This window comes from Janthinobacterium lyxosi, assembly GCF_051380665.1.
In the GTDB taxonomy this organism is placed as follows: domain Bacteria; phylum Pseudomonadota; class Gammaproteobacteria; order Burkholderiales; family Burkholderiaceae_D; genus Janthinobacterium.
The window spans coordinates 14,907-37,563 of the sequence record NZ_JBNYXM010000043.1; the positions used below are offsets into that span (position 1 = coordinate 14,907).

The 22,657-nt window shown below is 63.6% G+C and carries 25 protein-coding genes and 1 pseudogene; 10 read left to right on the forward strand and 16 right to left on the reverse strand.

Annotation, left to right across the window (positions count from 1 at the left end; genetic code table 11):
• The first annotated feature begins 16 nt into the window (after nt 1–16).
• The 5 genes from ACQ4WP_RS26680 (at nt 17) to ACQ4WP_RS26700 (ending at nt 4,931) form a co-directional block, all read left to right on the forward strand.
• Nucleotides 17–883: a LysR family transcriptional regulator gene (locus ACQ4WP_RS26680; protein ID WP_436525929.1), complete on the forward strand. Its 867-nt coding sequence runs from the start codon at nt 17–19 to the stop codon at nt 881–883.
• 69 nt (nt 884–952) lie between these two features.
• On the forward strand, nt 953–1,771 hold the full coding sequence (locus ACQ4WP_RS26685; RefSeq protein ID WP_436525931.1) for an MlaE family ABC transporter permease: 819 nt from the start codon (nt 953–955) through the stop codon (nt 1,769–1,771).
• A 56-nt stretch (nt 1,772–1,827) separates the two neighbouring features.
• Nucleotides 1,828–2,844, forward strand: a complete 1,017-nt coding sequence (locus ACQ4WP_RS26690; protein WP_436525933.1) for an MlaD family protein — start codon at nt 1,828–1,830, stop codon at nt 2,842–2,844.
• Nucleotides 2,841–3,512 (forward strand): hypothetical protein, encoded by a 672-nt coding sequence (locus tag ACQ4WP_RS26695; RefSeq protein WP_436525935.1) that lies wholly within the window; start codon nt 2,841–2,843, stop codon nt 3,510–3,512. Before ACQ4WP_RS26690 ends, ACQ4WP_RS26695 begins: the two co-directional genes overlap by 4 nt.
• A gap of 87 nt (nt 3,513–3,599) precedes the next feature.
• A complete protein-coding gene (locus ACQ4WP_RS26700) occupies nt 3,600–4,931 on the forward strand; it encodes an ATP-binding protein (RefSeq protein WP_436525937.1) in 1,332 nt (443 codons plus the stop codon).
• On the opposite strand, the gene nosR is transcribed toward ACQ4WP_RS26700, so the two are convergent.
• The 8 genes from nosR to ACQ4WP_RS26740 form a co-directional block, all read right to left on the reverse strand.
• On the reverse strand, nt 4,928–6,241 hold the full coding sequence (gene nosR / locus ACQ4WP_RS26705; RefSeq protein WP_436525939.1) for a response regulator c-di-GMP phosphodiesterase, NosR family: 1,314 nt from the start codon (nt 6,239–6,241) through the stop codon (nt 4,928–4,930). The genes ACQ4WP_RS26700 and nosR overlap by 4 nt on opposite strands.
• 14 nt (nt 6,242–6,255) lie before the next feature.
• Nucleotides 6,256–7,719, reverse strand: coding sequence for an ATP-binding protein (locus tag ACQ4WP_RS26710; protein WP_436525941.1), 1,464 nt, complete (start codon nt 7,717–7,719; stop codon nt 6,256–6,258).
• A gap of 14 nt (nt 7,720–7,733) precedes the next feature.
• Complete coding sequence (locus ACQ4WP_RS26715; RefSeq protein WP_436525943.1) at nt 7,734–8,573, reverse strand: HDOD domain-containing protein; 840 nt, start codon at nt 8,571–8,573, stop codon at nt 7,734–7,736.
• Nucleotides 8,570–8,914, reverse strand: coding sequence for a hypothetical protein (locus tag ACQ4WP_RS26720; RefSeq protein WP_436525945.1), 345 nt, complete (start codon nt 8,912–8,914; stop codon nt 8,570–8,572). The genes ACQ4WP_RS26715 and ACQ4WP_RS26720 overlap by 4 nt, the downstream gene beginning before the upstream one ends.
• Complete coding sequence (locus ACQ4WP_RS26725) at nt 8,911–9,777, reverse strand: response regulator (protein ID WP_436525947.1); 867 nt, start codon at nt 9,775–9,777, stop codon at nt 8,911–8,913. The genes ACQ4WP_RS26720 and ACQ4WP_RS26725 overlap by 4 nt, the downstream gene beginning before the upstream one ends.
• A gap of 127 nt (nt 9,778–9,904) precedes the next feature.
• Nucleotides 9,905–10,363, reverse strand: a complete 459-nt coding sequence (locus ACQ4WP_RS26730) for a hypothetical protein (RefSeq protein ID WP_436525948.1) — start codon at nt 10,361–10,363, stop codon at nt 9,905–9,907.
• An 87-nt stretch (nt 10,364–10,450) separates the two neighbouring features.
• A complete protein-coding gene (locus ACQ4WP_RS26735; protein WP_436525950.1) occupies nt 10,451–11,704 on the reverse strand; it encodes a DEAD/DEAH box helicase in 1,254 nt (417 codons plus the stop codon).
• A gap of 82 nt (nt 11,705–11,786) precedes the next feature.
• Nucleotides 11,787–12,845 (reverse strand): Lnb N-terminal periplasmic domain-containing protein, encoded by a 1,059-nt coding sequence (locus ACQ4WP_RS26740; protein ID WP_436525952.1) that lies wholly within the window; start codon nt 12,843–12,845, stop codon nt 11,787–11,789.
• A 182-nt stretch (nt 12,846–13,027) separates the two neighbouring features.
• On the opposite strand from ACQ4WP_RS26740, the gene ACQ4WP_RS26745 reads away from it, so the two are divergent.
• Nucleotides 13,028–13,732 carry a hypothetical protein gene (locus ACQ4WP_RS26745; RefSeq protein WP_436525954.1) on the forward strand — a complete coding sequence of 235 codons (705 nt, stop codon included), beginning with the start codon at nt 13,028–13,030 and terminating at the stop codon, nt 13,730–13,732.
• A 42-nt stretch (nt 13,733–13,774) separates the two neighbouring features.
• Nucleotides 13,775–14,137 (forward strand): glyoxalase superfamily protein, encoded by a 363-nt coding sequence (locus tag ACQ4WP_RS26750; RefSeq protein WP_436525956.1) that lies wholly within the window; start codon nt 13,775–13,777, stop codon nt 14,135–14,137.
• Nucleotides 14,138–14,139: 2 nt separating this feature from the next.
• Here the strand turns inward: ACQ4WP_RS26750 and ACQ4WP_RS26755 are convergent.
• Nucleotides 14,140–14,391 (reverse strand): annotated as a pseudogene (locus ACQ4WP_RS26755) (mandelate racemase); the annotation flags it as partial.
• Between the two features lie 9 nt (nt 14,392–14,400).
• Here ACQ4WP_RS26755 and ACQ4WP_RS26760 point away from each other — a divergent pair.
• Both ACQ4WP_RS26760 and motA read left to right on the forward strand, forming a co-directional pair.
• Nucleotides 14,401–14,745, forward strand: coding sequence for a LysR substrate-binding domain-containing protein (locus tag ACQ4WP_RS26760; RefSeq protein WP_436525976.1), 345 nt, complete (start codon nt 14,401–14,403; stop codon nt 14,743–14,745).
• Between the two features lie 42 nt (nt 14,746–14,787).
• Nucleotides 14,788–15,651, forward strand: coding sequence for a flagellar motor stator protein MotA (gene motA, locus ACQ4WP_RS26765; protein ID WP_436525958.1), 864 nt, complete (start codon nt 14,788–14,790; stop codon nt 15,649–15,651).
• A 38-nt stretch (nt 15,652–15,689) separates the two neighbouring features.
• Here the strand turns inward: motA and ACQ4WP_RS26770 are convergent, their stop codons facing one another.
• The 4 genes from ACQ4WP_RS26770 to ACQ4WP_RS26785 all read right to left on the reverse strand — a co-directional run bounded on the left by ACQ4WP_RS26770 (nt 15,690) and on the right by ACQ4WP_RS26785 (nt 19,366).
• Nucleotides 15,690–16,088, reverse strand: a complete 399-nt coding sequence (locus tag ACQ4WP_RS26770) for a VOC family protein (RefSeq protein ID WP_436525960.1) — start codon at nt 16,086–16,088, stop codon at nt 15,690–15,692.
• Nucleotides 16,089–16,325: 237 nt separating this feature from the next.
• A complete protein-coding gene (locus tag ACQ4WP_RS26775) occupies nt 16,326–16,655 on the reverse strand; it encodes a hypothetical protein (RefSeq protein WP_436525962.1) in 330 nt (109 codons plus the stop codon).
• Nucleotides 16,656–17,008: 353 nt separating this feature from the next.
• The gene (locus ACQ4WP_RS26780; RefSeq protein ID WP_436525964.1) at nt 17,009–18,826 is read right to left on the reverse strand and encodes a DUF4153 domain-containing protein; all 1,818 of its coding nucleotides are present in this window, start codon (nt 18,824–18,826) and stop codon (nt 17,009–17,011) included.
• 102 nt (nt 18,827–18,928) lie between these two features.
• The gene (locus ACQ4WP_RS26785) at nt 18,929–19,366 is read right to left on the reverse strand and encodes a hypothetical protein (RefSeq protein ID WP_436525966.1); all 438 of its coding nucleotides are present in this window, start codon (nt 19,364–19,366) and stop codon (nt 18,929–18,931) included.
• Nucleotides 19,367–19,447: 81 nt separating this feature from the next.
• Between ACQ4WP_RS26785 and ACQ4WP_RS26790 the strand changes: the two genes are divergently transcribed.
• The gene (locus ACQ4WP_RS26790; RefSeq protein WP_436525978.1) at nt 19,448–19,834 is read left to right on the forward strand and encodes a MerR family transcriptional regulator; all 387 of its coding nucleotides are present in this window, start codon (nt 19,448–19,450) and stop codon (nt 19,832–19,834) included.
• A gap of 107 nt (nt 19,835–19,941) precedes the next feature.
• On the opposite strand, the gene ACQ4WP_RS26795 is transcribed toward ACQ4WP_RS26790, so the two are convergent.
• From ACQ4WP_RS26795 to ACQ4WP_RS26805, 3 genes are all read right to left on the reverse strand, one after another.
• Nucleotides 19,942–20,583, reverse strand: a complete 642-nt coding sequence (locus ACQ4WP_RS26795) for a choice-of-anchor C family protein (RefSeq protein WP_436525968.1) — start codon at nt 20,581–20,583, stop codon at nt 19,942–19,944.
• Between the two features lie 164 nt (nt 20,584–20,747).
• The gene (gene rraA / locus ACQ4WP_RS26800) at nt 20,748–21,242 is read right to left on the reverse strand and encodes a ribonuclease E activity regulator RraA (RefSeq protein ID WP_436525970.1); all 495 of its coding nucleotides are present in this window, start codon (nt 21,240–21,242) and stop codon (nt 20,748–20,750) included.
• Nucleotides 21,243–21,274: 32 nt separating this feature from the next.
• Complete coding sequence (locus ACQ4WP_RS26805; RefSeq protein ID WP_436525972.1) at nt 21,275–22,525, reverse strand: MFS transporter; 1,251 nt, start codon at nt 22,523–22,525, stop codon at nt 21,275–21,277.
• Between the last annotated feature and the right edge of the window lie 132 nt (nt 22,526–22,657).

Genomic DNA, 22,657 nt, shown 5'->3' on the forward strand with positions numbered 1-22,657 from the left:
AAATGGGAGAAGCAGCATGGATTGGGATAACGCGCGCATTTTTCTCGCCATCGGCCGGGCCGGTACCTTGCGCGGTGCGGCCGCCCTGCTGTGCATCGACCAGGCTACCTGCGGACGCCGCCTGGCTGCGTTGGAAAGCTCCCTGGGCGCCACCCTGTTCCTGCGCACGCCATCGGGCTACGTGCCCACGCCGGCCGGCGAGCTGGCGCTCACGGCGGCCGAAGCGATGGAACGGGCGGCCGACAAACTGCAGAGGGAAATGCAGGGCGTCGACAACCGCCTGTCCGGCCTCGTGCGCGTGGCCACCACGGACACCATGGCCAGCCATTTCGTCATCCGTGCCATGCAGCAGCTGCATGCGGCCCACCCCGACATCCGCATCGTGCTCAACGTGGCGCCGGCACTGGCAAGCCTGACGCGGCGCGAAGCGGACCTGGCCGTGCGCGGCGTGCGCCCCACCGACCCTGACCTGATTTCGCGCCACCTCGTCAAGCGCAGCCTGGGCCTGTATGCCTCAAAAAGCTACCTGGCCAAACGGGGCGAACCCGTGCGCGGCACGGCGCTGGCCGGCCACGACATCGTCATTTACCACCATTCCGTGACGCCCCGCCATGGGGAGAAAATCGCCGGCGAGCCCGTCGCCAACGCCAGGGTCGCCATGGAAGTGAACTCGGCGGCGATGCTGCAGGAAGCCACGCGCGCGGGCCTGGGCGTGGCCGAGCTGGCCACCCACCTGGGCGATATCGACCCGCAACTGGTACGCATCTGGCCCGAGCGGGCGGAAGCGTACGACGTATGGCTGGTCATGCATGCGGACCTGAACCGTTCTGCCCGCGTGCGGGCGGCGGCCGATGCCATCATTGCCAGCGTGGCGGGCCAATAGCGGGCCAGCCGTGCACGGCCGCACGGCTGGACAATCACTTGTATCGAACGCATCCAATGTTAAGATGCCATGATGACCCTATCCGTCTCCCTCATCATCAGCCTGCGCCGCCTGCACCGGGCCACCATGGCCTGGCTGGTCAGCTGGTGGCGCATGCTGCATTTCGCCATCCTCGTGTTTTCGCTGGCCCTGTCGCCATCGAGCTATAACCGCGACAACCGCCCCATCCTCGCGCACCGCCTGGTGACGAATACGGCGCCCAACCTGGTGTGGTTCAGCGTCGCCTGCGCACTGGTCAGCCTGGTGCTCATCCGCATCGTCGTCGTCAGCGCGCAAAGCTACGGCCTGTCGCGCTATGCGCTGGAAATGGTGGTGCGCGTGCTGGTGCTGGAACTGATCCCGCTGACAGCGGCCCTGTTCGTCGCCCTGCGCCTGACCCTGCCCGATGGCATTGCGTTTGCGCAAATGCGCTCAAGCGGCGTGCTCGATACCATGCAGCGCCAGGGCGTCGACCTGCTGCGCCGCGAATACTTTCCGCGCGTCATGTCCGGCATCTTCGCTGTGTGGATGCTGGCCATCGTCAGCTGCGTCACTTCGCTGATCCTCGCCTACATCACCATCTACGGCTTTACCCCGTGGGCGCTGCAAGGCTACACGCGCGTGGTGGGGCAGATCTTCAATCCGGCCGTGGCCCTGATCCTGATGCTCAAAGTGATCTTCTTCAGCTTTGCCGTGGCCCTGATACCGCTGGCCTCCTCCTACTATCCGGAAGAGCCGCACAGCCGGCGCAACCGCCTGTGGGCCGCGCACGGTCTGTCCGAGATGCTGCGCCTGTTTTCCGTCATCCTGCTGATCGAAGTGGCTTCGCTGATGGGCAATTACTACTGATGCCCCGCCCGCCACCGCCAGCGATCCCCGAACCACCCATACGAGAGCCAGAATCCATGAGCCAGAGCCAGCCCCCCAATCCCGACCAGACCGACATCACGGCGCCGGACGCCATCCTGCCCGCGCCGCCGCCCGTGCGCCACGCCGAACTGAAGGCAGCCATCCTGCTCGTCTTCATGTTCGTGCTGGTGGTCGGCTCCGTCATCTACCTGATGTATGCGCGCGGCGCCTTCGAAGCCACGCAAACGCTGGTGCTGACGACCGACGATTCGGACGGCGTGGGCGTGGGCGCCGACCTGACCTTTTCCGGCTTTCCCATCGGCCGCGTGCAGCGCATCGAACTGGCGCCGGATGGCAAGGCCCGCGTCATCATCGACGTGCCAAGGAAGGATGCGCACTGGCTGCGCAGCAGCTCCATCTTCACCCTGGAACGGGGCATCGTGGGCGGCGCCAAACTGCGCGCCTACAGCGGTATCCTGACAGACCCGCCGCTGCCCGACGACGCCACGCGCGACCTGCTAGTGGGCGACATGGCGGCGGAAATCCCCCGTCTGCTGGCCGCCGCGAAGGATTTGCTGAACAATGTGGCCAGCCTGACGGGCAGCGATTCCGCCCTCGACGGCACCTTGCGCAATGTGCAGGCCGTGACGGGCAAGCTGAGCGGCCCGGGCGGCGCCATGGGCTTGCTGACGGGCGACGACAAGCAGTCGCGCCTGCTGGTCGAGCGGGCCAACGCCCTGTTAGTGACGGCAGACCAACTGGCGCGCCGCACGGATGGCCTGGTGGCCAACGCCGATACGCGCGTCTTTGGCGACAAGGGCGTCATGACGGATGCGCAGGCAACCATCGTGCAGCTGAACGCCCTGCTGGCCGACACGCGCGCCAGCCTGAAAAAGGTCGACGCCGTGCTGGTCGAGGCGCAAGCCGTGGGCGCCAACGCCAGGGCGGCGACAGCCGACCTGGGCCCGCTGCGCGCGGACGTGGAAAGCAATCTGCGCAAGGTCGAGCAGCTGGTCAATGAAATCAACCGCAAATGGCCATTCAAGCGCAATCCGGAGATCAAACTGCCATGATAAATATCAAGATCGTCTTGCCTGCCCTGGCAGTGACGGCGCTCGCCGCCTGTTCCAGCGGCCCGCCCGTGCCGGATTGGAAAATGAATGCGCAAAGTTCCGTCGAACGGTTTCAAGCGGCCTATTTGAATGGCAATGCCCTGATCGAACAGACGGAATTCCGGCGCGCCCGCAGCCAAGTGGCCGGCACGGGCAAGCTCGATCTGGTGGCGCGCATCGAACTGCTGCGCTGCGCCGCGCGCGTGGCCAGCCTGGCCTTCGAGGACTGTGCCGGCTTTGACGTCCTGCGCGCCGACGCCAGTGCCGCCGACCGCGCGTATGCGGCGTACCTGGCCGGCCAGGTGCAGCCGGCCGACATCGCCCTGCTGCCGGAAACGCAGCGGGCGGCCGCCAGCGCCAGCTCGGACACGGCCGCCGCCAGCGCCGTGGCGGCCATCAAGGACCCGCTGTCGCAGCTGGTGGCGGCCGGCGTGCTGCTGCGCGCCAGCCGCGCCACGCCGGACCTGCTCGATACAGCCGTGACCACGGCATCGGATCAGGGCTGGCGCCGCCCGCTGCTGGCGTGGCTGGGCGTGCAGCGCCTGCGCGCCGAACAGGCGGGCGACACGCAGGCGGCGCAGCACATCGCGCGGCGCATGACGATCGTGGAGCAGCCGCTGGCGCCTTGAGCATGCAGATGACGGCCCAAGCCAGGCAGAATCAGGCATAATCGAGCCAGCATGACATCCATGCCGTGCAGGCAGCGAGGTAAGACCATGCAGTTTGAGGATTTCGACCTTTCCACTCCCGATGCCGGCCGGCATGCCGGGGCAGCACCTGGCGAAGATGCGTCGGCCGGCACGGCCGTGCGCCTGCAATACCTGCTCGACAATACGCCCTCCATCATCTATTGCACCGTGCCCAGCGGCGACTTCAAGATGACCTTTGTCAGCAACAATGCCTTGAATGTGCTGGGCTACCAGCCCGAGGAAATGGTGGCCGACCCGAATTTCTGGTTCGACCACATCCATCCCGACGATGCGCCCGGCATCTTTTCCAGCCTGGCACAGATCTTCGTCGAAGGCGCGCGCGCCTATGAATACCGTTTCCGCGTGCGCGACGGCAGCTACCTGTGGATGCACGACAGCCTGCGCCTGGTGCGCGACGAGCATGGCGTGCCGTTCGAGGTGATCGGCTCGCTGACGGATATTACCGAACGCAAGCGCATGGAAGCGATGCTGCAGGCGCGCGGCGAAGAGCAGCAACTCCTGATCAGCAAGCTGCAGGAAGCGCACGACCAGCTGCTGCAATCGGAAAAAATGGCTTCCATCGGCCAGCTGGCGGCCGGCATCGCGCATGAAATCAATAACCCGATCGGCTTCGTCAACTCCAACATGAGTTCGCTGCAAGGCTATGTGGGCACCCTGTTCGGCGTGATCGCCCAGTATGAAGCGGCGATGCGCGAGACGCTCGACGGCCCGGCCCTGGCTGCGCGCGTGGCCCAGGTGCGCGCGCAGGCCGACCTGGCCTTCCTGCAGGACGACATGGTGGACCTGGTGCGCGAATCGATGGATGGCTTGAAGCGCGTGCGCGACATCGTGCAGGCGCTGAAGGATTTTTCCCACGTGGGCGAGACGGACTGGCAGGTCGCCAGCCTGCATGCAGGCCTGGACAGCACCCTGAACATCGTCGCCAACGAATTGAAATACAAGGCGCGCATCGAAAAACAGTATGGCGAGCTGCCGCCGATACTGTGCCTCGCCTCGCAGCTGAACCAGGTGTTCATGAACCTGCTCGTCAACGCGGGCCAGGCCATCAGCGGCGACGGCGTGATCAGCATCCGCACGGGCCATGCAGACGGCTGGGTGTGGGTGGAGATCGGCGACACGGGCGCCGGCATCGCGCCCGAGCACCTGCACCGCATCTTCGAGCCATTCTTCACCACCAAGGCCGTTGGCAGCGGCACGGGCCTGGGCCTGTCGCTCTCGTACGGCATCGTCAACAAGCACGGCGGGCGCATCGAGGTGGCATCCGACGTGGGCCAGGGCACGCGCTTTACCGTGCACCTGCCCGTATCGCCGCCGGCGGCGGCCCAGGCAGCGCCCTAGCCTTCCTTGACGGGGGCATACACGCGGATGCTGAGGCGCCCGCCATTCTTGCTCTCAAAGTCGAGCAGTTGGGCGATCACGCGGGCAGTCAGCACGTGTTCGGCGGCCAGCAGCATCAAGCCATCGCGGCTGATCAGGTCGCGCGACAGCACCATGCCCGGTTCCAGCTGGCCCGACAGCACGGTCAGATCGCGCTCCGGCGCTTCCGTCTCGTCCATGATGCTGCGGAAAGCGGCCACCACGGCGGGGTCATAGCGCTTGCCGACGCTGTCGTAGATCAGGGTGCGGGCCTCGTCGGCGCGCAGGTTGCGTTGCACCATGGCGCCGATCTGCAAGCCGTCATAGTCCGATGCCAGCGCCAGGATGCGCGCGCCCAGCGGAATGGCCAGGCCCACCATGGCGTCGGGAAAGCCGCCACCGTCGAAGCGCTCCAGTTGCGAGCGCAGGATCACGGAGACGGCGCGCAGCTCGTCGAGCGCCATCAATAATTGTTCCGCGCGCAGCGGATGCTTGCGGAACGCGGCCAGCTGCTCGCCCGTCCAGGCGCTGGCCGGCAATTCCAGCACATCGTCGCTCAGGCTGAGCTTGCCGATATCCTTGAGCAGGGCCGCGATGAACACGTCGCGCGCCGCCTGCCCTTCCAGGCCCAGCGCCTGTGCCAGCTTGCGCGCCAGTTCCGCCACCCGCCGCGCATGGCCGACGAGCTTGCCGCCGCGCATCTCGATCAGGTTGGAAAACACCTTGATGGTCGTCACGAACGTGGCCTTCAGGCGCTCATTGGCCGCCTGCACCTCGTCGTGCGACAGTTTCAGCTGCTGCGTGCGCGTGGCCACCTTCGCTTCCAGGCTGGCATTCAGCGCCTGCAGTTGCACGTTCTGGCTGGCCGTCAGCACTTCCAGACGCAGTTTTTCCTGTTCCAGCGCGCGCCGTTCCAGCGCGTGGCGCACCACCAGCACGATATCGTTCTCGTCCCAGGGCTTGGTCACGTAGCGGTAAATCTCGCCCTGGTTGATGGCGTCGAGGATGGACTGGATGTCGGCATAGCCGGTCAGCAGCAAACGCATGGTGCCGGGCCAGCGCCGGCGCACCTGGGCCAGGAATTGCGCGCCATCCATGTGCGGCATGCGCATGTCGGAGATGACCAGGTCCACCGTCTCGCTCTCGAGCAGGGCCAGGCCCGCTGCGCCGCCGTCGGCCGTCAGCACGCGGTAACCGTGCGGGCGGAACAGCCGGCGCAGCGACGACAGGATGTTCGGTTCGTCGTCGACGCACAGGATAGTCGGCGGCGCGGCCGCGGTGCTGGTGCTCATGCTGTCCTGTTCGGTCATGGTACGGCGGCCTGCGCCTGGCGCACGGGCAAGGTGATGCGGAAGGTGGTGCCGCGGCCGATGATGCTGCGCACGTCGATGCGGCCGTGGTGCTTTTGCACCGTGCTGTAGGCCAGCGACAGGCCCAGCCCCGTGCCCTTGCCGACGGCCTTGGTGGTAAAGAAGGGGTCGAAGATGCGCGACAGGTGTTCGGGCGCGATACCGCCGCCCGTATCCTCGACCTCGATCCACACTTCCGTCGCGTTGTCGCTGCCCGTGCGCAGGGTGATGCGACCGCGCGCCTCGCCCATGGCGTGGGCCGCATTGACGACCAGGTTCATGATCACCTGGTTCAGCTCGGAAGGCTGGCATTCGATATCGGGAATGTCGCCATACTCGCGCACCACGTCGGCCTTGTACTTGACCTCGTTATTCACGATATTGAGCGTGGTATCGATGCCCTGGCGCAGGTCGGCCCAGACCCACTCCTGGTGCGCATCCGTGCGCGAAAAATCCTTCAGGTCCTGCACGATGCGGCGCACGCGTGAAATGCCTTCCTTCGACTCGCCCATCAGCAGCGGAATGTCGGTGCGCAAAAAGTCCAGGTCGATCTGTTCGCGCAGCGCGCGCAGACGCGCCGCCACCACCGCGTCGGCGACGGCCGGCTCGGCTTCCTCGTAGGCGTCGAGCATGCTGAACAAGTCGTCCAGATACCCTTCCAGCGTGCCGACATTCGAAAACACATAGCCGATGGGATTGTTGATCTCGTGCGCCACGCCGGCGGCCAGCTGGCCGATCGAGGCCAGCTTTTCCGACTGTAGCAGCTTTTGCTGGGCTACCGACAGCTTGCTGTTCAATTCCGTCAGGGCCAGGTTGCGCTCGCGCAATTCCATATCGGCAATCTGGCGCTGGCGAATATCGTCGGCCAGGCGCTCGTTCATTTCGGCCAGCTGGGCCGTGCGCTTGGCCACCAGGTGTTCCAGGTTGTCGTGCGCCTTGCGCAGCGCCAGTTCTGCAAGGCGCCGCTCGCTCACGTCGCGCAGGGTTTCGATGGCGCCCACCAGGCGCCCTTGCCGGTCGCGCAGGGGCGCCGCCGTGAAATGCAGCCAGTGCCCGTCAGGGCCGATATCGGCAAAGAAATCCTCGGCCTCGAAGGCGCCGGGGATCACGGGAGAGCGCTTCAGCTTGCCAAGGTAGAGCTCATTTTCACCGAACGCGATATCGTCGGCCACCAGCAAATCGGCCAGGCAGGCGCGCGGCTGCGGATAAAACGCCTTCCAGTGGTCGCGCGTGCCGACCATCTCGGCAGCCGTAAAGCCCAACAGCTGTTCGCAAGCGCTGTTCCAGTGCGTCACCACGTGGTCCGTGTCGATGGCGAAGGTGGCCACGGGATGGCCATCGAAGAATGCCGATAGCGCGATGGAATCGGTCTGGCGGCGTTCCGGCGTGGCGGGCAGCGCCTGCCCTGCGTCTGTTTCCATGGCCTCTTTCTTGTTCATGCCAGCATGATCCGCGACATTTCGTCAAAGGTATGTTCCGTTTGCTGCAGCAGCGCAAACCAGGCGTGTTCGTCCAGGGCCAGGCTGCGCCAGACTGCGGGCGACAGGGGCGGCACCAGTGCATCGTCGATACCGGCCAGGTCCAGCGCAAGAGCGACGGCATTGGCCAGGTGCACGGCCAGCGGCAAGCCGCCCGCCTCCAGCCGGTCGATAGCGTGGTGGTCGGCCACCGCCTGCTGTATCGCCTCGGGAAACTTCCAGTAGGCGGCCAGGGCGCTGCCCACCTGCGCGTGATCGATGCCGATGACGGCCAGTTCGGCGTCGGCCATCTGGCAGTCATGCGCCTGGCGGTAGCTGCGCACGAGCGCATGCTCGGCCGGGAAGCGCGTCACCAGCACCAGCGTGCCCAGGTCGTGCAGCAGGCCGGCCGTGAAGGCCATCTCGGGATTGATGCGCAAATGCGGCGCCAGCAGGCGCGCGGCGATGGCCGTGGCCAGCGAATGGCGCCAGAACGCCTGGAAATCGAAGCCGCCGCTCACCGGCGCGAAGCTGCCCGTCAAGGCGCAGGCCGTGACGACGGTGCGGATGCTGTGAAAGCCCAGCACGGAAACGGCTTGCGGTATGCTGGTGACCTTCGATTGCATGCCGTAGAACGAGGAATTGGCGATGCGCAAGGTCTTCGCCGCCAAGGCCTGGTCCAGCTCGATCTTTTGCGCCAGCACATGCACGTCCGTATCGTCCTGGTCCATGCTCGACAGCAGCTCCAGCACGACCACCGGCAGCGACGGCAATTCCTGTATCTGGCGGATGATATGTTCAAAACTGAGGCGTGTCATGCCGCGCCCCCTTGCCGGTAGCGCTGCAGCAGCGCCAGCAGTTCCGCCCCCGCGGAATCGGGCGGCGTGGCGCGAAACAGCACGGCCAGCCGTTCCAGGCGGCGCACCCGCTCCTGCTCGGCATGCGCCTGCGCGGCCGGGTCCAGTTCCGCCTCCATGACGACGTGGCAGCGTTCCACATTGCGCCGGCGCAAGGCCGTCAGGCTGGCCGCCGTCAGGGTGGCGCCCTGGGCCAGCAGCACGGCGCCGCTGGCGTCGCTCAGCGCCTGCGCCAGCACCATGCCTTCCTGTGCCTGTTCCATGGAAATCTCGCGTCCGCTTTCACTCACGCTTTCACTCATGTATCCGCTCCATGACGACTCAGGGTGACCAGGCTGCCGCGCGAGCGCGAATGCAAGCCCATGGGATGGACCGCCACGGCATACGGCTGGCCATCGATGGCGGCCAGACAGGGCGCGCCCTGCCCGTCGAACAGCTGCGGCAAGACCAGCGCCGCCTCGTTGCCCAGCAAGGCCGCGCCCCGCTCGAACAGATTTTCCGCCGCCGCGTTGATGAAGGCGATCATGCCGTCTTCGTCGAGTCCGATCACGGGCAGCGGCAGAAATTGCAGCAATTCGCGCGCGATGCCCAGGCTGACCTCGTCGCGGCTGATCTGATGCTGCTGCTGGTGCACCAAGGCCTGCATGGCGGCATTGGCCGCCGCCAGCGCCTGGTTGACGTCGCGCAGCTGCGCATTCAGGCGCACATTGTCGTCGTCGATGCCCTTCAAGCGGAAGGCTTCGGCGATATGCTCGCGCAACTGATGGTCTTCCCAGGGCTTGGTGAGGAATTTGAAGATGGCGCCCTCGTTGACGGCATCCGTGACGGCCTGCAACTCGGTATAGCCCGACAACATGATGCGTATGGTTTGCGGACACAGCAGCTTTGCCTTGCGCAGGAAGTCGGCACCCAGCATGCCGGGCATGCGCTGGTCCGACACGATCACGTCGACCGCATGGCTGGCCAGCACGTCCAGGCCTTCCTGGCCGCTGTTGGCAGTGAGGATGTGGTAGCCATCGCGCCGCAGCAGGCGCTTGAGGGAAGCGAGGATATTCGGCTCGTCATCGACCAGCAGCAAGGTGCGCGGCTGCACCGCAGGCTGCTGCACGGCATCCGCCGCCGGTACCGCAGTCCCTGGCATACCATGCTCGTCGTGCACATCCATCGGACCATCCTCTCATCGCCATGGCGATATGGGAGCTTGCCTGGAGCGGGAATCTGCCGCGCGGCACAATCTTGCGCGGCAACCAGCTTGCGCTGAAATTATACGACTAAATATTCCGCTATGGCACTTATCCGCGCCGTGCCGGGCAAGGTGTGTCGCGGTAAAACACAAAACCGCCCAGGCCGATGGCTTGCGTATCGGCCTTCACGGCATACACCAGCGTGTTCCTGGCCGCCTCGACCCTCAGCAGATTCTTGTGCAACACCGTTTGCGCGTGCGACAGGGCCAAAGATGGCGTCGGTGCCAGTTCCAGGCGCAGTTCGGACGTAGCGGCATCATACGCCCAGCGGCCAGGGTTGAAAAAGACGAAGCCGCCGTCGAAACGCAGACTGCCATCCTTGAACTGGGTCAGGCAAATGCCGGGAAATTCGCTGGGCGGGTTGTACCAGGTGGCGGCCACGGCCGCATCGGCCGGCGCTTTGCCCGGCATCTGCATGCCGCTCGTGTCATTCTTCCCGCCCATGCCGGCGCAACCGGCCAGCGCCAGCGCGCAAGCCAGTGCGCCCGCGCGTTTGATGAATGTCATGTGCATTCCCGCCCCCTTGCTTTATAGAAACACAATCTTAGTCCGGGATGGCTGGCCGTTCAAGCGGTTAGCGCACATAAGGCAGATTTAATTGCCTTCGGCCACCCTGGCAGCCGCCTCGCGCAATTTGTCTTTCTTGCTTTTGCGCGCGCCCTTCACGCCGCCATTTACCGTGTCCGTGACGGCGCTCACCGGCGCGGGCAATTCCGTCGGCTCGAAACCGGCCACCACTTCGCGCACGATGCGCAAATCGTTGCGGTTTTCGATCAAGCGGAAATGGGCTTCCGTATCGGCCGTCACAAAACTGATGGCCGTGCCGCTTTCGCCGGCGCGGCCCGTGCGGCCGATGCGGTGCGTGTAGTCGACTGCCGAGCGGGGCAAGTCATAGTTGACGACGGCCGGCAAGCCGGCGATATCGATGCCGCGTGCGGCCACGTCGGTTGCCACCAGCACCTGCAAACGCCCCGCCTTGAAGTCGGCCAGCAGCTGGCTGCGCGTGCCCTGGCTGAATTCGCCGTGGAAGGCGCCCACGTGCAGGCCCGCGCGCTGCAGCTTGTCGGCCACGTGTTCGGCCGCGTACTTGGTGGCGACAAACACCAGCACCCTGTCCCACTGCTGCTGCAGAATCAGGTAGCGCAGCAGCTGCGTGCGGCGCGGCACGTCGACCGTGATGGCGCGCTGCACGATGTCGGGCTTGTCCTGCGGTTCGGACGCCACCTCGATGCGCACGGGCTCCTTGAGCAGGCTGTCGGCCAGCGCCTGCACGCTGTCGGGGAAGGTGGCCGAGAAAAACAGGTTTTGCCGTTTCGCTGGCAACAGCGCCAGAATCGCGTTGATTTCTTCGCTAAAACCCATGTCCAGCAAACGGTCGGCTTCGTCGAGCACGCACAGCGACACGCCGCCCAGTTTCACGGCGTTCTGGCGCACCAGGTCCAGCAGGCGGCCCGGCGTGGCGACGACGATATCGGCGCCGCCGCGCAAGTCCATCATCTGCGGATTGATCGACACGCCGCCGAACAGCACGGAAATCTTCAATTTGACGGGCAGCGGCTTGGCCAGCGCGTGTACCGTCTGCCCCACCTGCGCCGCCAGCTCGCGCGTGGGCACGAGGATCAGCGCGCGCACCTGGCGCGGGCCGGAAGCGGGCGCCATCAGCGCCTGCAGCAGCGGCAGCGCGTAGGCGGCCGTCTTGCCGGAACCCGTCTGCGCCGCGCCCAGCACATCGCTGCCGCGCAGGATGGCGGGAATGGCGGCCGCCTGGATGGCCGTCGGCGCGGCATAGCCGGCCTTGTCAACGGCACGGACCATGGCGGGAATCAGACCCAGTGAGGAAAATGGCATAGCGGGCCTTCTTGTATAGTCGTAAAGTGAGACCGGCCGCAATGTGCGGCCGGACGGAATAGCGACAGTATAAGGCAGGCGGCTATTGCTTGGGCATTTGCAGCTTCGGGTAGCCTGCCTCATCGTAGCCCGGCATGCCGCGGCGGATGGCGTGCGAAAAATCCGCATCGTCGTTGGCGGCCCGCGCGCGCGCCGTGATGTGGCCCCCTATACGCAGCTGCTGGAAGGTCAAGCCAGGCACCAGGCCCTGGACGTCGAACAGATAACGGTCCAGGTAGCCCGAGGCCAGCAGACGGTAGTCGAACGGCAGGCCCGGCACGATGCGGCGCACCATTTCGAAGACGATGGTGGTGCAGTTGGCCGTCAGGGTATGGTAGAACTGCGGCTTGGCCTTCAGCGCTTGCGCTTCGCCCAGGTAGGCCAGGAACAGCGAGCGCATGGCCGCTTTCGGCATCATCACGCGGTACAAATGCATGTCCTCGCCCCGCGCATTCGTGCGCACGCGCAGGATGTCGCGCTCGTCGGCAGCGATCAGGCTCATCTCGAAATGCTTGAAAAAGCCACCGATGGCGGAAAAACTCTCGCCCTTTTCCTTGCGGATCTCGATGGAAAACGTCAAAAAGCGCCCGTCGGCAAAGCCGAAGGAGATCAGCGTGTGCGCTATGTAGGGGCCCGTCCAGTATGACAGCGCCGTATCCACCGTGCGCAGCTCGTCGAGGTCGTAGCTGCGCTGCTCCCACTGGACCGTGTAATCGTCATCGCTGCGCCAATCGAAATTGCGCACATTGTCCAGGGTGACCAGATTGCCCGTCACCTTGCCCGTGACATTGCGCGCCACGTCGTCGGCCCACACGCGCTGCTGCTTCGGCGTGATCAGGCTCCACCACACGAGCAGCAGGATAAAACCGGCCGCATACGGCAGCAGCACGCGCGCATCGCCGCGCATCCACCACAGCGCGATGCTGGCCACGCCCAGCGCGCCCCACAACAGCGCGCCGATGGCTTGCGCCGCCATGCCGCCGGATAGCTGGTACCACAGCGCCAGCGCGCCCCACAGTGCAGTCAACAGGAGAATCAGGGAAACGGCCATTTTGCCGATGCTGCCCAGCACGGAGCGGGCACGAAGTGATAAGAAAGTCATGCCCTGATTATAAGGGCAAGCGCAGGAACAGGTGAGTTCAGGCAAGTACTGCTGCAACAGGCTGCGGCAGCAAAGAATTGCTTGCGTGACAATTTATTTCATGAGAGCATGTTATCCAAATAAAATGTATAGACAAGGCAGCCTGTCACGGCAGCGATGCCTTGGCCATTCCAGGAGATACCTTGCAGCCCCCTTTTCTCTACACCCTCGCCGGCAGCCTCAATTCCCTCTTCATCGTCGTCAGCCTGCTTGGCCTGTGGTCGCAGCTGCAAAAAATCTGGCAGCGCAAGCACGATGCCGGCATCGGCGCCGGCAAGACGACGGACATCCTGTCGATCAACCAGTTCAGCGTCAGCTTCCTCGCGTATTGTGCGTTCTTCGTGTATGGCTATTCCATCACGCCGTTCAATCACTACATCGTCTGGCCCCGTTTGATCGCCTCCTTGATCGCGCTGGCCATCCTGTATGAAATTGACCGCGACCGCCGCAGCCTGACATCGCGCAATGCACTGCTGGCCTGTACGCTGCTGCTGTGCGCGGGCGTGGCGGGGCTGGCCTTCGGCCCCACGTTCAGCGATGAAAAGCGCGTGCTGTCGCAAAGCCTGATCGTCGCCGTCACCGTGCTGCTGGCGCAGGGCTATGCGCACCAGATCCGGCTCATCTACCGCTCGGGCAAGACGGGCGCCGTGTCCCTGAAAATGAGCCAGTTCATCCTGGCGATGGATATCAGCACCATTTTCTTTGCCTGCGTCATGGGGCTATCGACGGGCTGGCCCCTGCTGCTGCTCGCCTGCGTCAGCGCCACGACCAAGCTGATCATCATGTGGCTGTTCCGCTGGGAAAAGACCAGTCCCGCCGCGCAGATCAAACGGCAGGTGCTGGCCTGAGGCTAGAATGATGGTCTTGCCACTTTTGTTGAAAGGGCCACCATGCAGCTGTCCCCTGCCATCCCCATCCTGCGCATCTTCTCCGAAGCGAAAGCGCGCGAGTTCTACCTCGATTTCCTCGGTTTTACCCTGGACTGGGAACATCGCTTCGAGCCCACCGCTCCGCTGTACCTGCAGGTGACGCGCGGCGAGCTGGTGCTGCACCTGTCCGAACATTACGGCGACGCCACGCCGGGTGCGGCGCTGCTGATCCCCGTCGATGACATCGCCGCCCTGCACGCGGAGCTGCAGGCCAAGGATTACCCGTATGCGCGGCCCGGCATCCGCGACGAAGACTGGGGCCGCATCCTGGAAGTGGCGGACCCGTTCGGCAACCGGCTGCGCTTCTGGCAGCGCAGCGAATGACGCTATTGCCCGCTCAGGGCCCGCATTTCCGCATACAAGTTCGCCTTGCCCTCGAAGCCAATGCCGACGAGATCCGGCATGGTGATGTGGCCGTTTTCCACCTTGACGCCATCGGGGAAGCCGCCGAAAGGCTGGAATAAATCAGGGTAGGACTCATAGCCGCCCAGGCCCAGGCCGGCCGCGATCTTCAGTGACATCTGGTGGCCGCCGTGCGGAATGCAGCGGCTGCGCGACCAGCCGTGCTGGTGCAGCACCGTGGCATCGTGCACTGGCAAAACGATGACGATTACGGCGTCTGGCGTTTGAGCCGTGCCCGCGCCACCCACACGGTCAAGGTGCGCGGCACGGTGTCCAGCAACGCTGGCGACGTTGTGCCGGGCTGGGCGCTGGACGGGCACCGCATCCTGCTGCGCTCGCAATGGGACCTGGCCCGCCACCTCGACAGTGGCCGCCTGCGCGTGGTGCTGGCCGACTACGCGCTGGCGCCCGCCGACCTGTACGCCTACTACCCCAGCCGCCACCAGTTGCCCGCCAAAGTGCGCGCTTTTATCAATTTTCTCGGACAGCAGTTGCAGCCGGAAACGGCCACGGCGGGCGAATCAGGTTAAACTACAATATTGCGATATGGCAATGTTATGAAGGAGTAAGTTTTGCTAGTCATACTCGGATTTCTCGTTGTGCTGTTTTCCGTCTTCGGCGGCTTCGCCATGCAGGGCGGCCACCTGGCGGCCCTGTTCCAGCCGCTGGAATTGTTGATGATCGGCGGCGCCGCGCTGGGCACCTTCTTTATCGGCAACGACGCCAAGGCCATCCGCGCCACGTTCGCCGCCCTGCCCACCCTGTTCCACGGCTCGCAATACACGAAGGCGCGCTACATGGAATTGATGGGGCTGATGTATGAAATCCTCAGCAAGATCCGCAAGGAAGGCTTGATGTCGGTCGAGGACGATATCGACGACCCCTACCGCAGTCCCATCTTCGTGAAATACCCGTACACGCTCGGTGACGAGCACATCCTGGAATTCATCACCGATTACCTGCGCCTGATGGTGTCGGGCAATATGGATGCCTACCAGATCGAAAACCTGATGGATAACGAGATCGAGACGCACCATGAAGATGCGGAAATGCCGATCCAGACGATTTCGCAGCTGGCCGACGCCATGCCCGCCTTCGGCATCGTGGCCGCCGTGATGGGCGTGGTGCATACCATGGCGTCCGTCGGCTTGCCGCCGGCCGAGCTGGGCGTGCTGATCGCGCAGGCGCTGGTGGGCACCTTCATCGGCATCTTGCTGGCCTACGGCTTCATCGCGCCGCTGGCCAGCTTGCTGCGCCGCAAGCACCATGAAACGACGAAGATGTACCAGTGCGTGAAAGTGACCTTATTGGCCAGCCTGAACGGCTATGCGCCGGCGCTGGCCGTGGAATTCGGTCGCAAGGTCATTTCCGCCACGGAACGCCCCTCGTTCAGCGAACTGGAAAACCACGTGCGCCAGGTGCGCACGAAAAACTGATCCGGCGTTTCCCCGCCCTCGGCAACCTGCTCGGCGCCTCAGGCTTCTGGCGCCGTCCAGACCAGGTTCCACAGGTGGCCATCGATATCCTCGAAACCCTGGTCATACATGAAGCCATGGTCCTCGGGCGGATGCGGTATGCGGCCACCAGCGGCAAGGGCCTTGGCGATCAGGCTGTCCACCTCTTCCCGGCTTTCGCAACTCAGGCAAATGACGACTTCATTGGCTTCCTTGGCATTCGCGACCGGCTTGTCGATCAGGGACTGGAAGAAGGGCTCAGTCGTCAGCATGGCCTGGATGGCGCCGTCGACGATGCTCATGAACGCCGCGTTCTCGCCGCTGAAGCGGGGATTGAAGGTAAAGCCGAGAGCGGAAAAAAAGGCCTTGGATTGGCCCAGGTCCTTCACGGGCAGGTTGAGGATGATCTGTTTGTTCATGGCGCCTCCTTGCTTAGGTGGAATGGGCAATCGGTGCGTCCTCCCAGCAACGGGTGACGGCACACAAAATCGGCACGCTGGCGAACAAATATTTTCCTCTAGGATGGCAATAAATGAAAGCGTAAAAAGCGATGGGCAAAAGACAGCGGCTGCCAGCTCAAGTCTGAGCGACTACTGATAAGCTCACTTGACGCATATTCCCGCAGCAGCGACAGGGCCGGTCTTCTTGCTCCTTTTCTAATCGTCTGCGCTATCCAACATATTCTCCAATATTTCTTCATCTATACGATCGATATCAACTGCATCATCCCAATCTTGATCATAAGGTATTTCAGCAATATACAAATCGAGACCGATTTCATGAAATCCATGGATTATTGCTCTAATTTCCTTGTCCCTAATGGCGTGATCATTGAGGAATAATTCAGTAGAATAAAATATTCCCTTTTCTCCCATCGAAATCTTTTCTTTTGCCACACCAAGTGGCAACCCCGTTACCTTATGAATCAATTTCACAGCATCCAAATTATTACTTGGCATTGCGAGCGATATAGATATTTTTGGCATCCATTCCTTCTTAAATAAACTATGCGGACATTCAACACGGGCGACAGGGTTAGCGAGCCTCGGCTTTCGAGCGCCTCGGCTCAAAGTAGTCTCGCAAAACGACCACTATCGCCCCGAAGGGACATCTTGCTCTGGCGTACATTTTTCAGCGACTTGCGGCCAAAATTGTCGTTTAGTTTCCCAGTGCCTCTAATCGCTCTTTCAGATGTCTTATCTTAAGCTCGCTCCATTCGTCCAGTCCCGTGAGCTCTTCATTTTCTCTTCACGCTTTCTGTCATAGCTTGGGTCATTAGTATCCGCCTTCATAACAAGCAAGAGGGTTTGTCAGGTGCGCCAAGTCCTCTCACTGCCATTTACGGGCTCGGCGCCGTCTCGTCCGGGCAGCTGACCTCGTCCTCTGGCGTATATAAAGTCATCGGCACGCGCTGGCCGTCGATTTCCAGCTCGCGCACTTTCGGCGGCACCAGCTGGAATTCGCCGGCCTGCAGTTTCTCGCGCAGGGGCTTGCAGCGCAGGGCATCCACGGGGATTTGCCCGCGCGCAGACCAGCTGCCATCTTCCTTTTCTGTCAGCAAGACCGACGAGGCACGCGGATCATTGCTGATCAGCAACACGTCCTGCTTGCCATCGCCATCGAAATCGAGCAGGTAGGCATCGCACTGCGGCCCTGCCCGCTTCAAACAGGCGGGCAGGCGCCAGGCCGGACTCACTTGCGTCCAGTCCTGGCGCAGGAAGCTGTCCGGTAACTTCGCCGTCGCCGGGCGCAGGGTCAAGTTGATCGACACGTCGCTCAGCGCACCCGTCTCGTCGAGGCGGTTCTGGCGCTTGAGCATGGCCTCGGCGCGGGCCCGCACGATGGCCGCGTCCGGCCCCGTCGTGCGTTTGCTCAATTCCTGCAAGGCCGCCTGGCCATAGTGGGCGCCCTGGAAGCGCAGGTACTCGAAATCGAACTTGTCCACGCCAACCTTGCCGCTCTCCAGACGCGCCATCTGGCTGGCCACGGAAATGCGCGCCGGGTCCGCCAGCGGCGAGAACAGGGCAAACAGTACCAGCAGGGTGACAAAGGCGGTAGCCACGTTGACGTTGGCGATCAGATGCAGCCAGTCGCCATACTTGCTGGCCGCCCAGGCATAGCCGGCGGCGTAGCAGGTGGCGACCAGCAGGCAGGCGGCAGCGATCAGGCGGTCGGCCGTCCAGCCATGTGACATCACGCGCAGGGTCAGCGCATAAATGGCGATGCCCACCACCCACGGCAGCAGCAGACAGGCCAGGCGCGTGCCCAGGCGGATGCCGCGCGCCACGCCATGGCCCACTTCGCCATTCTGGAAGGCGGCATTGATCAGCACCACCAGCACGCCGGCCATGCCCAGCAGCACGGACGCCGCATGGCGCGTGGCCCACAGGCGCTCGAAGCCGATGAATGGCAGGGTCAGCAGGAAACCGGAAACCAGCACGGCGGCGATCGGCATCAGCCACGACAGCAGCACCAGCAGCAAGGTGCGGATGCCGCGCACGATGGATGGGCGCACGTCCGTGATGTGAATGGCGAACGAAAACGCGAAGCAGATGACGGGAATCACGAACCAGGCCTGGCCCAGCAGTTTTTTCAGGAAACTCAGCTTGATCAGCAAGAACAGTTGCCCCCCCAGCCACAGCACCAGCCACAGGCCCAGCACGAACAGCAGGGAAAACAGCAGCTGGATGCCCAGCTTCCAGGCGATTTCAAAGTAGGTTGGATAGCGGGCAATGCGCTGGCCATCCTGGGCGCTGGCCAGCACCAGCGCATGGGCGATATACAAGCCCACCACGCAAAAACCGAACAGCTGGGCGGAAATCACGCGTAGCGGTGCACCCGGCTTGTAGTTGCCCCAGATGACGTGCTCGGCGCCGCGCGCCACGTCATGCCAGGCCAGCACGGCCAGCACGGCGGCAGCACCCGCCATCCACAGGCCGATGCGCTTGAGCGACATGTGGCCCAGGCTGGACACCAGCAAAATGGGCAGCAGCAAGCTGATCAGCATGAACGGCCCCAGCAGATAGGCTTCCGTGGCGGGCCACACCTTGTCTTGCGCCGTGCTGTACAGCCAGTACAGCAGCAAGCCTTGCAGCAGGCCCGTCACCAGGCGCGTCACCGCGATGCGCGGCGCCACCACCGGATCGAGCAACGCCATGTTTTTTCCTGCGGCATCCTGCTGCATAATCATCCCTTTAATAGTCGTTCATTGCAGTCATTGTTGCACTGCGAGCACGGCCATTATTGCATTTCGTTATCGTCATCTCAACAACGATTCGTATGGCGTCCCTCCCCGCGCGCCTTCGCCGCGGCGCAGCGGCAAGCTTTGCGCGAGACCCCAGGCCAGTTCCGGCACGATGAACAGCCATAGCACGGGCTGGCCCGTCACCAGCAGCGCCCACGCCATCCAGGTGGAAAACAGGTAGCGCGCCGCCGCGTCATAGCGGCCGAAGCGCGGCTGCGGGTCGACGATGCGCAGCACCGACCAGACCATCACCACGCTGCCCAGCAAGCTGCTGATGAACAGATGAAACGGCTCGAAGAGGGGCAGCGGCACGCCGCCCAGACCCACGTTGAGGGCACTCAAGTGCTCGCGCAAGAGCAAGAACGTCCACGGTGTGGCGAATGCGGCCGTCATGAGCACATCATAAATGGCGCTGACGCGCACCAGGCGGCGGAAGGCGGAAACGGACAACATGGCAACTCCTGTCATTGGAAAGCACCCATGATCAAGGCTGGAGTACACTCCATGGTCAAGCATTTTATGAAGGAAACCTCCATGCAGATCGGCGAGATGGCGCAGGCGACGGGCTTGAGCCGCGATACCCTGCGATTTTATGAAAAACGGGGCTTGCTGCGCGCGCGGCGCGGCGCGAATGGCTACCGCGATTACCCGCCCGAAGCGGCTGACTGGCTGCGCTACCTGCGCACGGCGCAGCAGCTGGGCTTTACCCTGGCGGAAATCGAGGCCGACATGCCGCTGCTGGCCAGCGCCGGCGATCCCGCCACGGCGCAATTGCTGCGCGCGGCGCTGGCGCGCAAGCTGGGCGACATCGATGCGCGCATCGCGGGATTGACGCAGTTGCGCGGCGAACTGGCGCGGCGGCTGGGGCCGCAGGCGGCGGCCTGTCCATTGCGCGGGGATGCGATGCAGCGCGCTGGATGACTGCCGTGGCGGCTGTTGCTCGGCGCGAACGGTGCGCCAGACCCCTGAAAAACAAAAAACCGCCTGTGCGACGCAGCAGGCGGTTTTGACATGAAACAGAGCAGGATTTACTTGGCGGCCTTGCGGCGGCGCAGGAAACCCATCAGACCCAGGCCAGCCAGCAGCATGGCATAGGTTTCCGGTTCCGGCACGGCGGCCATGACGGAAACGTTGTCGATCACGGCGCCCGAGTAATTGTCGAACGGCGTGCCAGCCTTGGCGGCGCTGGCAAACGACAGGGTTGCCAGGCCGGTGGTGGCGGCCGTGAAGCTCAGGGTGTTGCTGTACAAGGTGTTCGACGCGGCGGCCGTCGAATAGAAATCGCCTGCCACGCCACCGAAATTGACAGCCACGCCCTGGCCTGCCGGGCCGCCGGAATTGCGCGCCATGTCAAAGCTCAGGTGATACGTCTGGCCGGCAACGACACTGAAATTTTGCGACAGGAAACCCGGACCTGGCGTACCCAGCAAATCGATGCTATAGCCATTGATGGCATTGTAGGCATTGCGGATCAGGTCGACGGAACTGGCGCCCACGGTCCAGCCAGTGATGGCCGACGAACCGCTGTTGACGACTTTAAAACCGCTGTCGAAAGTGTAGCCGGAAGCGACCGTTTCAAAATTGCCATTCGTGATCAGGTTGACGGGGCTGGCGCTGGCGGTGCCTGCAGCAAACAGGGCGACAACTGCTGCGATGGTGGCGATTTTCATGAGCTGATTTCCTTGCTTTGTTGATATTAAAGTTACCTTAAGTGAAATCATATCTCAGCCATGATGAAAATCAAAGAACTTTGCAAAAATATATCCAATGTAGACAATTTGCAACGTCCTCAGGCGCGCTGCGCCGATACAAGCACGGCGCAGCGCTTGCGCCGTCAATCGAGTTCCTGGCGCGCCACCAGGATGCCGTCCGCATCGGCGTAGATCCAGTCGCCAGGATGCACGGCCACGCCGCTGATCTGCACGCGCACGTCACGCTGGCCCGTGCCCGCCTTGTTGCTCTTGCGCGGATGCGTGGCCAGCGCGCGCACGCCGATCTGGCAGACATTGATTTCCTCGCTGTCGCGGATGCAGCCATCGACGACGATGCCAGCCCAGCCGTTGCTTTCGGCCAGCACGCCCAGTTGGCCGCCCACCAGCGCGCGGCGCAGGCTGCCGCCGCCATCGATCACCAGCACATGACCCTGGCCCGGCGTTTCCAGGGTGCTGCGCACGAGGGCATTGTCCTCGAACACGTGCAAGGTGGTGGCAGGGCCGCTGAAACGCACGCGCTGGCCAAAGGCGCGGTACACGGGCGGCAGCACGGCCAGGGTACCATCGTCGAGCATGGCTGCGTAGTCGTCGCACAGGTCGGTGGTGGCAAAGGTCATGGGGACTCCTTGAGTGAAAGATGGCAACGATTCTATGCCTTTTGCAGCGCTGCGGCACGTGTTTTCCCGCCCACGCCCACGGCCGTGGCGATGGCCAGCGCCTGGAACACGCCGATGAAAACGAATAGCAGGGCCGGATGGTCGCCATCCATCAGCGCGCCAAAGAACAGGGGCCCCACGGCCAGGCCACTGTCGAGGCCCGAATACACGACGCCATACACGCGCCCGGTAGCATTCTTGGGCGCTGCCGCGCGTATCATCAAGTCGCGCGACGGCCCTGCCACGCCGGACGTCAGGCCGACGGCGCCCATCAGCACCACTGCGCCCCAGGCCGGCACGACGGCCATGGCCAGCAGCACGGCAAGCAGGGCGGCGGCAGAAAAGGCGATCGCCACGTTGCGGTCCGGCTGCTTGCTGCGCGCGCCCACCACGCCGCCGGCCAGCATGCCCACGGCCGAGGCCAGCATATAGGCCGTGTAGGCGCTGGTGGCCAGCGCCAGGCTCATGCCGTACAGCTTGACCAGGGCCACGCTGGCAAAGCTCTGAATGCCGCCCAGGGCGATGGCGGTAATGAAGAAGAAGGCAAAGCACATCCACACGGCCGGCAGGCGCAAAAAGTCCAGCGTGCCTTCGCCACTGGCGGCCTGGCCCGGCGTGGCCTGCTTGACAGGCTCGGGACGGATGGCGTGGCGGTTCAGGAACAGGATCAGCAGCACGCCAAACGGCAGCACGGCCGCACATTGCAGCGCGACCCGCCAGTCATACTGGGTGGCAACATACGTCATGAACAGGGGCGCCAGGGCCCAGCCGATATTGCCGCTGATGCCATGCACGGAAAAGCCGTAGGCCACGCGGGCCGCCGAGACACGCTGGTTGAGTATCGTGTAGTCGGCCGGATGGAACACGCTGTTGCCCATGCCGGCCAGCATGGCGCCCAGCATCAGCGCCGCATAGCTGTGCGCGGTGGACAGGGCCAGCGCCGACACGCCCAGCAAGAATATGCCGGAAAACAACACGGCGCGGGCGCCGAAGCGGTCGACGACAAAGCCGGCCAGCGCCTGCCCCACGCCCGAGATGATGAAAAACACTGTCATCAGCAGGCCCAGTTCCGCGTACGACAGGTCGAAAGCGGGTTTCAGCCAGACGAACAGGGCCGCAAGGATCAGATGGTAGAAGTGCGACACGCCATGCGCCAGTCCCACCAGGGCGATGACGCGCGCATCGCTGCGCAAGGTTGGCGGCGACTGCGGTGGCAAGCCCGTTGCCGAGTTAGTTGTTATCATGTCATACCCTGTCTTAGAACGTGTTCACAATCTATCCGAATAGCCGGATAATGGCGGGATGAGAAAGCCTTACGCCAGCGACATCAGTCGAGAAAAGTTTGAAGAAATCCTTCCGCTGCTGCAAAGCGTGAG